This window comes from Synechococcus sp. R6-10 (genome assembly GCF_047461815.1).
GTDB lineage: Bacteria > Cyanobacteriota > Cyanobacteriia > Thermostichales > Thermostichaceae > Thermostichus.
In genome coordinates this window covers 1-12,859 of sequence record NZ_JANSHW010000026.1, presented here as the reverse complement: position 1 = coordinate 12,859, position 12,859 = coordinate 1, and the positions used below count along the sequence as shown (strand labels likewise).

The 12,859-nt window shown below is 58.7% G+C and carries 12 protein-coding genes and 1 tRNA gene; 5 read left to right on the top strand and 8 right to left on the bottom strand.

The window, feature by feature from the left end:
* Window positions 1–1,170: 1,170 nt before the first annotated feature.
* Both petE and NW837_RS00820 read left to right on the top strand, forming a co-directional pair.
* Complete coding sequence (gene petE, locus NW837_RS00825; protein ID WP_414328834.1) at window positions 1,171–1,581, top strand: plastocyanin; 411 nt, start codon at window positions 1,171–1,173, stop codon at window positions 1,579–1,581.
* Between the two features lie 183 nt (window positions 1,582–1,764).
* A complete protein-coding gene (locus NW837_RS00820; protein WP_011433402.1) occupies window positions 1,765–1,995 on the top strand; it encodes a hypothetical protein in 231 nt (76 codons plus the stop codon).
* 36 nt (window positions 1,996–2,031) lie between these two features.
* On the opposite strand, the gene NW837_RS00815 is transcribed toward NW837_RS00820, so the two are convergent.
* Window positions 2,032–2,244: a DUF2997 domain-containing protein gene (locus NW837_RS00815; protein ID WP_011433403.1), complete on the bottom strand. Its 213-nt coding sequence runs from the start codon at window positions 2,242–2,244 to the stop codon at window positions 2,032–2,034.
* 88 nt (window positions 2,245–2,332) lie between these two features.
* Here NW837_RS00815 and NW837_RS00810 point away from each other — a divergent pair, with 88 nt between their 5' ends.
* Window positions 2,333–3,382 (top strand): potassium channel family protein, encoded by a 1,050-nt coding sequence (locus tag NW837_RS00810; protein ID WP_414328833.1) that lies wholly within the window; start codon window positions 2,333–2,335, stop codon window positions 3,380–3,382.
* Window positions 3,383–3,405: 23 nt separating this feature from the next.
* Here the strand turns inward: NW837_RS00810 and NW837_RS00805 are convergent, their stop codons facing one another.
* The 7 genes from NW837_RS00805 to NW837_RS00775 form a co-directional block, all read right to left on the bottom strand.
* Entirely contained in the window at window positions 3,406–4,074 is a 669-nt protein-coding gene (locus NW837_RS00805) for a PHP domain-containing protein (RefSeq protein ID WP_414328832.1), read from the bottom strand.
* A 111-nt stretch (window positions 4,075–4,185) separates the two neighbouring features.
* Window positions 4,186–5,346 carry a pyridoxal-phosphate-dependent aminotransferase family protein gene (locus tag NW837_RS00800; RefSeq protein ID WP_414328831.1) on the bottom strand — a complete coding sequence of 387 codons (1,161 nt, stop codon included), beginning with the start codon at window positions 5,344–5,346 and terminating at the stop codon, window positions 4,186–4,188.
* 34 nt (window positions 5,347–5,380) lie between these two features.
* Window positions 5,381–5,452, bottom strand: a tRNA-Cys gene (locus NW837_RS00795).
* A gap of 82 nt (window positions 5,453–5,534) precedes the next feature.
* Window positions 5,535–6,731 (bottom strand): CO2 hydration protein, encoded by a 1,197-nt coding sequence (locus tag NW837_RS00790; protein ID WP_414328830.1) that lies wholly within the window; start codon window positions 6,729–6,731, stop codon window positions 5,535–5,537.
* Between the two features lie 90 nt (window positions 6,732–6,821).
* Window positions 6,822–8,345, bottom strand: coding sequence for an NADH-quinone oxidoreductase subunit M (locus tag NW837_RS00785; RefSeq protein ID WP_414328829.1), 1,524 nt, complete (start codon window positions 8,343–8,345; stop codon window positions 6,822–6,824).
* A gap of 12 nt (window positions 8,346–8,357) precedes the next feature.
* Window positions 8,358–10,208 (bottom strand): NAD(P)H-quinone oxidoreductase subunit F, encoded by a 1,851-nt coding sequence (locus NW837_RS00780; protein ID WP_414328828.1) that lies wholly within the window; start codon window positions 10,206–10,208, stop codon window positions 8,358–8,360.
* A 72-nt stretch (window positions 10,209–10,280) separates the two neighbouring features.
* A complete protein-coding gene (locus tag NW837_RS00775) occupies window positions 10,281–11,531 on the bottom strand; it encodes a lipid-A-disaccharide synthase-related protein (protein WP_414328827.1) in 1,251 nt (416 codons plus the stop codon).
* A gap of 68 nt (window positions 11,532–11,599) precedes the next feature.
* Between NW837_RS00775 and NW837_RS00770 the strand changes: the two genes are divergently transcribed.
* Entirely contained in the window at window positions 11,600–11,935 is a 336-nt protein-coding gene (locus NW837_RS00770; protein WP_011433411.1) for a hypothetical protein, read from the top strand.
* Window positions 11,936–12,035: 100 nt separating this feature from the next.
* The coding region (locus NW837_RS00765) for a thiamine phosphate synthase (RefSeq protein ID WP_414328835.1) at window positions 12,036–12,859 on the top strand (824 nt) is incomplete at its 3' end.

The window sequence follows — 12,859 nt, the reverse complement described above, 5'->3', positions numbered from 1 at the left end:
TCAGAGATAGGCAGGATGCGATCGCTTCTTTCCTGAACCATGTTCAGGAGAGTTCAGCGTGAATGTATCAGTTTCAACCTCTGGCAAAGGGTTTGGCCGATGGCAATGTAACTCATCCCCAAAGCATCTCAGGATCAGGAAGTTCAGGGATCCCTGTAGCCGACTGCCATACAACCTTCTGGCCGAGAAATTGGCTTACGCTCGCTCCTCTCTTCTAGAGAGCCAGAGGAGTTTCCTCATACGCTAGATGCGTTGTCTTAGATAGCAGTGGCTATATGGCTATACAGTGAAGTAAGAAGTCCAAAAACTCACTCCAGGCTCAGATAAGTAAAAACTGCAGTATGAAGCTGTGCCTCCAGATCAGCCTGGTAAGAAAACCTTACTGCTGCACTTTTGAGGTGTAGTGTACTTCAACCCTGAGAGGAGCGCCCAGGTTCAAGGCAGTGCCAATACACCGGGCCAAGATTTGAATGTTAAGCCGCTGATCTGTCGATTCTAAACTTGTTGCAAGCCGACTCTTGCTTGGACCAACTACGGGTGAACGCTGTACGCTCATCTTAACAGACTCCCTATTTTGGTGAGGGCTGAACAACCAACTGACTTTCAGGTGATGTTATTGAGGAATCTCAAAGGAATACCGACCAGCAGCATCCAAGAACCTGCTCTTTGAGATTAGGATGATTTGCCCTTCTTGTGCATCGACAACCCTACGGATTTGTTAGGCAAGACACTCTTGGACTTTAAGGGATCCCACGGAAAAAGAATCTCTACTTTGCGAAACTTTGCGAAGCACTTTTGGGTAGAGATGAGGACGACCCAGAAAACTGGCTCTCGGTCACCTGCGTACGCTCACCAACCGCCAAAACATCCTGCCCCAACTGGCCGGGGATCCAGCCGCATCGGATTGCCTGGCAACAGGGTTGCCGTAGGTTTCTGGAAGAGCTGTGCTGTTTGGCGGGTTCGGTCTGCCGCGGCTCCCTGTAAAGGATGGATGTTGCCGCCCCGCAGTTGGGCATTGCTCTATTCTGGGATGAGCCCTCTTATAATGAGCATTGGGAATTCAACTGTCCCTGCTGCCCATCCGCCTGGCTGGGTGCTCTTCGCAACCTGGAAAGGGGCAACCGAGCCGCAAAGTCTGGGATAACTGCTGTTGCGTTTTGAGAGGAATCCATGTCTCTAGTTTTCAACCTGGTGAAGCGTTTGCAGCTCATCCTGCTCAGCCTTGTGGTTGGGGGGTTGGCTGTGGCGCTCTTGTCCAACCCTGCTGCTGCCGAGACCTACATTGTCAAAATGGGATCTGACAAGGCCCAGTTGGTCTACGATCCGCCTTCTCTCACCATCAACCAAGGGGATACCGTTCAGTGGGTGAACAACAAGGTCTACCCCCACAATGTTGTCTTCGACAAGGTGCCCGGTGGAGATGCGGCTCTGGCCGCCAAGCTCTCCCACAAGGCACTGCTCACTGCTCCTAAGCAGGTGGTGGAGTCGGCTTTTGTTGATGTTCCTCCAGGTGAGTACACCTACTACTGCACGCCCCACCGTGGGGCCGGAATGGTCGGCAAGATCATCGTGAACGGCTAAATCCACACCCCAAGTGCTGAACTTCTAGGGATCCCACTTTTGGTTTTGCCTTGCTGGACAGGGATCCTTGCTCTTAGCATGAAAGGTAGCCCTCTCAGGAGTGGGAGGGCTTTTTGGTGAATGAATACGCATTCGACCGGCTTGCCCTGTACTGCGCAAGTGTAGTTCTCAAACGGGTTCTCTATGACCACCAGCGTTAAAGGTTACCTGCTCTTGGCCGTTTCCTGCCTCAGCGCCATTGCTGCTGTTGGCTCAATTTTCGAGTTGGCTTCTGGCGAGCCGGATTTTGGCGTCGGCCCCACCAGCATCATCTTGGTTGTCGCTGCTCCATTGGCTGTTTGGCTGTTTCAGGCTGCGGTTGGAGCGGCACGGGCCGGCAATACGGCCGGAAAGGGGAGCAAAAAGAAAAAGTGAGAAGATGGTGAGAACCCTAGGCAAATGGATATGGAGTCAGCGGGTTTGCTTCAAAGAGACTTCTGACTCCCTCTCGATTTCAGTCAGTTGGTGAAACTCCGGCAAGAGCTCCCGTTTCTGCACGGTTCCGAGAGCCGATTCCAAGCCGGCGGTAGCTAGGGTACAACTGGAGCCAGAACCATTCAGTACGGTCTCGGTGACCTGTCCGTTTTTGTCGATCCGATATTCCACTTTGATGTATTCAGGCATCCGCACTCCACTTGTTACCGAACAACAACGGGTTCTTCCCCATTCTAGTTCTTGCTTCCTTTTCCTGGGCTAGATCTGGCTGGGCTCTATGGCTTCTGCTCGTCCCCTCTTCCAGGCTGCCAAAAAGGATCCCGGGATCCGGCGAGACCTCGGCTTGGGTGTGGGGGCATTGGTGTGTGTGGTGCTGATCGGCACCCTCTGGTACCACGGGGTGGAGCAGTGGCCGTGGGTGGAGGCTTTTTACATGACCGTTATCACCCTAACCACCGTGGGCTTCATGGAGGTGGGGCCGCTGGGGGAGCGGGGGCGTTTGTTTACGGTGGCCTTGATCCTGATGGGGGTCTTGAGCATTGGGTTCATGGTGAATCGCTTTACAGAGGCCCTCATCCAGGGACATTTTCAGGAAGGGATCCGGCAGCGGAAATGGAAGAAACAGATGGAAGCGCTGAACAACCACTACATCATTTGCGGTTTCGGGCGCATTGGGCGGCAGGTGGCTCAAGAGTTTCGAGCAGAAGGGGTGCCATTTTTGGTGATCGATCAGTCTGCCGAGGCCATTCAGGTGGCTCAAGAGCTGGGATACGTGGCCCTCCAGGGGGATAGTACTCTGGATGCCACTTTGCTGGAAGCGCGGGTGCAACAGGCGGAGGGACTGATTGCCGCCCTATCTTCCGATGCCGAGAACCTGTACGTGGTCTTGTCGGCCCGCACCTTGAACCCCCGCATTCGCACCATTGCCCGCGCCAATACGGAGGAGGCTTTGCAAAAACTACAGCGGGCGGGCGTTGCCCATGCCATTTCTCCCTACATCACGGGCGGAAAACGCATGGCGGCGGCTGCCTTACGCCCCCGGGTTGTGGACTTTGTGGATGGCATCCTTGTCGGTCGGGATCGCACTTTCTACCTGGAGGAGTACGAGCTGGCAGCCCAAGAATGTCCTTATGTCGGGCAAACCCTACGGAAAGCCGATTTGCGCAACCGATCCGGAGCTTTGGTGGTGGCGATTCGACGGGCGGATGGCCAGTTGATTGGTGGCCCCAGCGGAGAAACCCTGTTGCAGCCGGGGGATCTGCTGTTGTGCATGGGCACCGCAGAGCAGTTGCGCCGGCTTGGTCAGCTGCTCTATCCACGCCCGTAGCAGCTTGTTCTGGGTAGCCTGGCTCAAATCCGCCTCAGGATACTGGGGCCGTGAGAGTCGGTGCCGCAGGTTTTCAAAAGTCCGTAGGCCTCGGCCAACTCTTCCGCTTTCTCCGTCACTTCTGGGCTAGGGATCCAAATCTCCGGGTTTTTGTAGGCGTAGTAGACCTCAAGGCCGTCTACTCCCAACTCCGCTGCGGCTGGGACAATTTCCTCTGCAGGCAGGCAATAGCGAAAGGGATGGGCCAACACCGCTAAGCCTCCTGCCGCTTGAATGGCCTGGATCGCGTCGGCGGCGGGCAAGCCGGGAACCTGCTCCCCTTGGGCAAAGGGATCCAGGACGCTATCGGTGGGATCGAAGCCGTAGCCGAGAATATGCACTTCACAGCCCAACAGGTTTGCGGTGATCTCGATCCCCGGCCACAGGATGGGGTCGTCGGGACGATCCAGGTGGGCGCGGGCTCGCTCGTAGCCCTTCAGGGTGTGGTGATCGGTGATGGCTAGGCCCTTGAGGCCGTGCCGGCGTGCTTGCTCCGCCAGATCCACGGGATCCATCTGCCCATCCGAACAACGAGTGTGTAGGTGAAAGTTGTACTGCAAGGGACAAGAACGAGGGCCAACCCCCTGTAGCACCTGCCGCAACTCCCCAGCAGAAGGCACCACGCAGGGATCCCGTTCCAAGCTGACAACCATAGCCACCCTTGGGTTCTGAAGTTTTATTAAGCATGTCCCCCCATTGTAGCCAGGGGTAGGGGTCAGTGCCATGTGTCAAAGGCCGCTGAGCTGAGGGTTCAGAAGGGATCCCTAGCCGTGGGCCAGTACTTCCTCAGCAGCACGAGTTCCTGCCCCTGGAGTGAAGTCGCTGTAGCCCGCCGTGTGTAAAGCCGACTCCAGAGCAGCCAAGGTCATCAGCACATCGCGGTCACTCACAAAGCCCAAATGGCCAATGCGGAAGATTTTGCCCTTGAGGTGGTCTTGTCCAGCGGCAAGGGCGATGTCGAAGTGTTTCTTCAAGGTGCTGCGGATGGTGTCAGCGTTGATCCCTTCGGGAGCGAGTACAGCTGTTACCGAAGGACTGGCCGCTGACTCTGGATCAACCAAGAGCTTTAGCCCCAGAGCCTTGACGCCAGCACGGGTGGCCTGGGCCAGCTTGGCATGACGCCGGTAGATGGCTTCCAACCCTTCTGCGCGCATCATGCGCAGGGTAACCTGCAGGGCGTAAAACAGGTTCACCGCCGGTGTAAAGGGAGTGGTGCCTTGGCGCAGGGCCTTTTGCGCCAGCTTAAAGCTCCAGTAGTACTTGGGAAACCTAGAGCGCTCCGTAGCGGCCATGGCCCGCGGGCTGACGGCCACAAATCCCAGCCCTGGTGGGATCATGTAGCCTTTCTGGGATCCCGAGGCCACCACATCCAAGCCCCATTCGTCCATTAACACCGGCATTGCCCCCACGCTGGTGACCCCATCCACCAGGACGAGGGCTTCCCCGTGCTCGCGGGCAGCAGCAGCAATGGCTTGGACATCGTTGGCTACGCCGCTGGAAGTCTCCGAGTGGGTGAGGATGACGGCTTTGATGGTTTTTTCCCGGTCGGCAGCCAGCTTTTCTTGGAAGATCTCGACGGGGTAAGGGATCCCCCAGGGGGTTTCCACCCGCTCACACTGAAGGCCAAACTGCTCGGACATTTCCGCCCAGCGCTCCCCAAACTTGCCGTTCACCCCCACCAAAACCCGATCCCCAGGGCTGAGGGTGTTGAGGATCCCGGCTTCCATAGCGCCGGTGCCACTGGCGGAAAAGACAAACACATCGGAGGTGGTTTGGTGCAGCCAGCGCAACCCATCGGTGACCTCTTCCAAAATGGCGGTGAACTCTTTGCTGCGGTGCTCGATGGGCCCCCGTGCCATCGCCAGCAGCGCACTCTCGGGAACGGGAGTGGGGCCGGGGATCATCAATATCAGCTTGTCTTTCATGCTTGCCCTGCTTGGGATGCAAGTAAGGTTTAAAAGGTGGCGGCCAGATTCGAACTGGCGCATAGAGGTTTTGCAGACCTCTGCCTTACCACTTGGCTACGCCACCCCATTGCTCAACTGGGCGCAGATATTGTATCCGAAAAGGGGATCCCCCTTCCAGTAACCAAAAGTAGCAGTTCCCAGCTCAGCTAGGCCTCAACCCTTTCTTCCTGCACCTTTAACAGACGGGATCCCAGCAGGCGCTGCAGCCAAGGAGCCAGAAACTTGCGGTTGGCCAACTGCTGCTGGGGATCCTGAGTTTCCAGAGGGAAGGGGGCAAGAGCCCGCAGGGCGGCAGTGGTAACACAGAACATAGCCTTTTGGAAGCTAAGGCAGATTTTCACCCGCAGGTCATCATCCCCGCGAGGCTGGCGGCGGTAGTGCTCTCGCAAGTAGGGGGGCAGGTGGCGCATCATATCCTGCATCAACAGGGTAGGCGGGATCCCGGCGCTCCCCACCGGCAGCGGATCGGCGTAGAGGGCGCCGTAGGCAAAGTCAGCCTGCTCAGCCGGGATCTGGTGGGCCTGGGCGTTGTAGGAAACCGTGCCCATAAAGGGAAAGGAGCGGAAAAACACCGCTTCCACATAGGGGATAGCCGTATCTGATAGGAAAGTCAGACCCGCCGAGAGAGGGATGATCTCGTAGCGGCGGCCCCAGATGCAGGGAGCGTAGGTGATAGGCTTGTCGGCAGCTGCCACCAACCCCTGCTGGATGTGAGCCACCACGTCGGGAATGGTGAGGTGGGGTTCTGTCTCAGAGCGCTTGGCCAGCGCCAGGAAAATATCGCTCATCACCCGCCAAAACTGGCCCAAGCCGCTGTACATAGCCAGCATGCGCACCTGTTCTAGAGCAAAGTCGGGAAACAAGATCCCCAAGCCCTGCAAGAAGGGGTTAAAGCGGATTTTGGCTCGGATGGCGGCCTTGGCCCGTTGGACAAATTCGGGAGTATCCAGGTAGCGGTCTAGCCCCCCTCCCCCATGCCAGAGCATAGCCTTCATGCAGTATTCGGCAAACTCGTAGTTGATGCGGTCATGCCACAGGTAGCGCAGCCATTTGTCCAGGGTAATCTCGCCGTTGAAATACTTAAACGCCGGGAAGAGCTCCAAAAATTGGTGGTCGGCAATGAAGATCAAGTTGCGAGAATAGGCGTCCAGAACCTCTCCGTAGCTGTGCAGGATCCCGATCACCTCCAGGCGATGGATCTGCGCATCCGGCAAGAGGGCTCCCCCTGCCTCCAGACGCTGCAAAATCGGGCTGATGCGCACCTGATCCAGAGGATCCAGGCCCGCCAGGAAAAAATGGGAGACCGGAAGAGAAGATCCATCACGCGGCAAGGTGAACGTCATGGGCGGAGTCAGCTAGATCTACAGCTTCGATCAACAGTTTGAGGCATTTGAGACAACAGCAAAAACAGCAGCGGCAAAGTCGAAGGCGCCTTAAGAGGAGTCACAGGCCATGAAACAGGTCAACTTTCCAACCACACCTTCGGTGGCAGGCGCGCTGAGAGCCACAGATTTCGCCAGATCAGCCGTTGTGGGCTCGATCCACTGTGTCGCCCAGGCTGGTTGTAGGCCCAGCACCACCACCAGTGTTGCCAAGACAGCAGCCGGCAGCCGTTCCCTCACCTGTTGTCGCGACATAGCCGTGGCCACTTCCGATAGCCGACCAAAAAAGGCGCGGTTCACCATCAGTAGGAAATAAGCTGCCGTTAACCCTGTCCCCACCATGCACAGGAGCGTTTGCAGGGGAAAGACGGCAAAGCTGCCCCGAAAGAGGGTGAACTCAGCTATAAAGCCCACCATGCCCGGTGTGCCGCCACTGGCCATCACCCCTAGCACCATCAAGCTGCCAATAAGCGGTAAGCCCCGCTCCGGGTTGAGCAATCCCCGCAGCAGCTTGAGATCCCGTGTGCCGGTGTTGGTGTAGACGGCTCCCACCAGAAGAAACAGCAGCGAGGAGATGAGGCCATGGCTGACCATCTGAAAGATGGATCCCACCAGGGAGAGGGGAGTGGCTGCTGCTACAGCCAAGAGAATGTAGCCCATGTGGGCAATGGAGCTGTAGGCCACCAGCTTTTTCATGTCCTGCTGCACCAAGGCGTTCAGGGATCCATAGAGCACGTTAACCACCGCCCAACCGGCCAGCCAGGGCCCTGCCTGCTGCCAAGCATCCGGTAAGAGCTGCAGGCCAAAGCGCAACAGGCCGTAGGTGCCCAACTTCAAAAGCAGACCCGCCAGCAACACGGAAATGGGGGTGGAAGCCTCCACATGGGCATCCGGCAACCAGGTGTGGAAGGGCACCAAGGGGATCTTGATGGCCAGGCCCAGCAGAATGGGAATGAGCAACAGGGTTTGTTGCACCAGGGGCAAGGGGTGAGCCTGCAGGACGGTATAGGTAAAGCTGTGGGCATCGCTCAGCCAACTGAGGCCGAAAAAGCCAATCAAGAGGAGGATCCCCGACAGAGCGGTGTAAACCAAAAACTTGGTGGCGGCATAGGTGCGGCGCGGCCCTCCCCAGATGGCGATGAGCAAATACAGGGGGATCAGCTCCACTTCATAGAACAGGAAAAACAGCAGCAAATTCTGAGCCAAAAAAGCTCCGGCCACCGCTGCCGCCAGCATAAGCACCAAGCTGTAGTAGAGGCGGGGCCGCTCCACCTGGCCGCTGGCCCAAATAGCCATCAACACCAGCAGCCCGGTCATCACCACCAAAGGCAGAGAGATCCCATCCACTCCCACCTCATAAACCAAGCCCAACTGGGGGATCCAGGCCATCCTTTCCGCCAATTGCAGGGATCCAAGGTGGGGGTCAAAGATCAGCAACAGCCCCGCGCTCAGGCCAAACAAAACCCACCCAAACCCCAAGGCCAAAGCCCGGTGCAAGCCCTTCCCCGCCTGCTCGGGAATCAACCCAATCAAGATGCTCCCCAACAACGGGATCCCAATCAAAAGGCTCAACATGGCTCTCTCCCATCAATAGGCCAACCCCAAATGGGGCGAACGCAGTAGCCAAGCTGTAACCAACACCATCCCGATGACAATCACCAGCACATAGAGTTGCATCCGCCCCGACAGGGTGTACTTGAGGGCTTCGCCGCTGAAGAAAAAGGCCAGGCTCACCCCGTTCACCAAGCCGTCCACTCCGTTGCGATCCAGCCACTCCAATCCGCGGGAGAGGGCGCTGACCGGTTGCACCACCAGGGCTTGGTAGAGGTGCCCCGTGTAAAAGTCGTGGGCCAGCAGATCCTGCAGCTCCGGCCAGGGCAGATATACCCTCCGTTGGTCCCCCCAGTACAGCCAGCCGCCAATGGCTGCCCCCACCAGCCCAGCAGCCGTCAGCAGAGCCGCCATCCACCTCAGCTGCGGGTTCCAGTCGGGATAGAGCCCCCAGCGCCCCAACAGCCAGGGCATGAGCAAGGTTTGCACCGTCAGGATGCCCATGGGCAGAGCCATCAGCCAGCCCACCTCAGGGGCCCGGCGGGTTTTGGGTTGAGGGGATCCCAAAAAGACCAGGCCAAACACCCGCGCCAGGTTGAGAGCCGTCAGCCCATTCACCAGCAGCAGCACCCCCACCAGGGCCGGCTGCACCCCGCTGTAGACCAGCGCCAGGCGGGTCAGCGTCCAAAAGCACCCCAGCGGCAGCAGGGCCACCATCCCCAGGGATCCCACCGCAAAGGCGGCAACTGTGGCCGGCATACGGCTGCGCAACCCTCCCAATTCCGTCAGGTTTTGGGTAGCGGTGGTGTAGATGAGGGATCCCGCTCCCATAAACAGCAACGCCTTAGCCAGGCCGTGCATCAGCAGCAACTCCAGGGCCAGCTCCGGCTGCTGCATTCCCACTGCCACAAACACCAACCCCAAGTAGGCACTCGTGGAGTAGGAGAAGGTGCGTTTGATATCGATTTGCGCCAAGGCCACCAGGGATCCGCCCAGGGCTGTGATCGTGCCGATGGCCACCAAGACCCCATTCGTAATCGGCGACAGGGCCAGTAGCGGTTGCAGCTTAATCAGCACAAAAGCCCCGCAGGCCACCACCGCCGAATTGCGCAGGATCGAGGCCGGGTTGGGCGCTTCCATCGCCTCGTCCAGCCACAGGTGCAGCGGAAATTGAGCGCATTTGCCCAAGGGCCCCGCCATCAAGGCCAAGCCCATCCAAGCTGCCCAGGTGGGATCCAAGCTGGCCGTAGCCGCCCAGTCCCGCAGGTCGGAAACCGTCAAGGCCCCAGAAAAGTTGGAAATTGCCACCACCCCCATCAGCAGCAGCAGATCTCCTACCCGCTTGGTTAAAAACGCATCCCGCGCCGCCGTCACCACCAGAGGCTGGGCGTACCAAAAGCCCACCAGCAAATAGGTGGAAAGGGTGAGCATCTCCAGCAGGGCATAGCTGAAAAACAGCGAGTCGCTGAGGGCGATCCCTGTCATTCCCCCCTCGAAAAAGCCCATCAGGGCGGCAAAGCGACCCAGGCCCCAGTCCCTATCCAAATACCCCAGCGCATAGATCTGGGCCAGCAAGCTCAAACCGCTGATCCAGACGACGGCCCCCATTGTCAGAGGCGAGATCTCCAAAGACAGAGTCAAATCCAGATCGGCCACCCGAAACCAGAGGTAGTTCAGGATCTGGGGATCCCGACCCCAAACCTGCCGCAACAGCCAAAGGCCATGAGCAAAGGCGGCAAAAGTCAGAAGGATGTTGAGGTAAGCTGCCGGGCGCGGGCCACTGCCCTTGACCCACCCCGTTGCCCAGGGAATGGCCAAAGCTGTTCCCGCCCACCCATAGCAAGGGATCCACCAACTGCTCTCCAACCCCAAAAGGTTTGACATCATTAAATGCTAAATAAAACGGAAAACTGGATCCAACGGAAATCAGTCAGGCTTTTGAATTGCTCGTTCTCTATTTCACGATATACCTGGCTCGAACGGTTCCAAAACCGGGCCGGATGGCTTGAGCCAATCTCGAAGTTGAGCGGCAATGCGCCGGGCGGCCCCTGGGGATCCCATGCGGCGGCGTCCATGGGCCCGCAACTCAGCCGCGTAGTTGGGATCGGCGGCCAGGCGTTCCAGAATCCGGCCAACCACGGCGGGAGCCTGCTCCACTGAGGTCAGGTGGACGGCGGATCCCAAAAGACGGGTCTGCGCTTCAGCAAAGCGCGGGGTAAACTGGGGCCCTTCTCCCGGCAGGGTTACCACCGGTTTTCCCAAGCCCACACATTGCTCGGTAGCCGTTCCCGCCATGGCCAGCACCACCGTTGCTCGTTGGGCACAGGCCCCGAAGTCCCCCCAAACCAGAAGCACATCGCTGCGCTGAGATGGGATCCGAGCCTGAAGCGGGTCTCGCTCCAGGTTGGGGCTGAGGGCAGCATAGACTTGCAGCTCCTTTGGGAGCCGCTCCACCACCTGCATCATCAGAGCCCAGTTGCGATAGGCTTCCGGCGGACGGGATCCGGGCAAGAGCAGCAAGGCCGGTCGGTGGGGATCCAAAGGCAATGTCCCGCGTGGCTCTAGGCCATCCATCATCGGGTTGCCCAGGTAAAAGGCCCTTAGGCCCCGTTTTTGCAAAGCTGTAGCCGTCAGCTCATCCCGCAAAAAAGAACCCAGGCAGCGTCGGTGGGCCATCAGCCAGCGCTCCCAGGGCAGGTAATCGGAAATCGGCTGCCCAAAAGGGATCCAGGGGTGTCGGTAGGGACCCCGTTCATCTCGCCAGTAATAGTCCGACTTGGCCGTGCCCACAAAGACGTAGGGGATCCCACTCCACCACGCCATCAGCAAGGGCACAATATCCCCCACCGCCAGCACCAGGTTCCTCTGGGCTGCTGCCCGCCGAACCAACGCCAATTGCCGCCCCGTCAGCCCCAGCAAACCGGCCCGCAAATCCCGCCACAACTGCCGCCAATCCTGATAAATAAACCCCCCCGACGGCATCACCTGGGCAATGGGCAGCAGGGGGATCCCTTGGCGTTGGTAGGCTGTCCCTTCTCCCACAATCGGCAAGGCTTGCACCGGGATCCCCAGTTGGACTAGGGCAACAGCAAGGCGACTGCCCACCTCATCTTCCCCGTGTCCATTGCTCAGACACAGCACCTGCGGTGGGTTTGTCGGATTCCATTGGGTTCCCATAGCTTGCCGTAGGCGCAATCTGGGCTGAATCAAGAGGGATCCCCCAGCTCACCAGAAATCTCCTCATAGAATAGAGCCAATCCAAGAGGGGAACCCGGGAGATGATCCGAAATGAGCGACAACGAGCCGAGCTTATTGCAGCGGTAGAAGCCCTTCAGCTGGAAGGCCCCTACTTTATAGAAGAGCGCCTCGCCCGCCATCGCGGCCCTTTCTTGCGGGCAGTGAAAGATGTGCCTGTAGGGGGAACTTGGTGGGAGATCCGCTACTTTCCCGCCTGCGAGCGCTATGCTTGGGCCTACTTGCCGGAAGGGGCCGGCCCACGGGCTTTTGCCTGGGGACACACGCCGCAGCAAGCCTTTCTTAACGCCTTATGGCATCACCCTCTTTCTCCTCAGGGCCAAGGACAGCCTCAGGGAAACCATTCCGATTTACAGTGAATTGACTACTCTCCACCATACTGACTTGCTTCCGGCTAAGGGTAGGACGGGGCTTTAGGCGCATTTTTTTGGTAAAAATTAAGCAACTCTCTTCCCACGTATAGGGAACATGAAACCCCAGGCCGTCGCCCGTATTCTGGATGCCAACCTCGATCGAGCTCGTGAAGGACTACGGGTATTGGAAGAATGGTTTCGTTTCGGCCTGGAAGAGGGAGAGCTCTCTGCCGAATGCAAGGCCATGCGCCAAGCCCTAGCCCGCTGGCACAGCGATCCCCTGCGTTTGGCCCGCGATACCCCCGCCGATCCAGGCACCCAGATCTCCCACCCCCAAGAGGAGCAACGGCGGGATCTCCGCCACCTCTTGCAAGCCAATTGCAGCCGTGTGCAAGAAGCCCTGCGGGTGTTAGAAGAATACGGCAAGTTGGCCGAATCCCACCACTGGGTGGCCCCTGGCCTGGCCAAGCTGGCCAAAGACATGCGCTATCGGCTCTACGTCTTGGAAAGTGAACTGCTGGGCGGATCCCTGCGGCAGCGTCTCCTGGCAGCCCATCTTTACTTGGTGACCAGCCCTGTGCCCCACTGGCTAGAGGTGGTGGAAAAATCCCTGCGGGGCGGGGTGACCCTGGTGCAATATCGCCGCAAAAACCTCCCCGACGGCGAGATGCTGCGGGATCTCAAACAGCTGCGGCAGCTGTGCGACCGCTACCAGGCGCTGATGATCGTCAACGACCGGGTGGACTTGGCTCTGGTCAGCCAGGCTGATGGGGTTCACCTGGGCCAGACGGATCTGCCGGTCGCCCAAGCTCGGCACCTCCTGGGATCCCAGCGGCTCATTGGCCTGTCCACCACCAATGCCGAGGAGTTGGCCCAAGCCCTGAACAGCGACGTGGACTACATCGGCGTCGGCCCCGTTTACCCCACCCC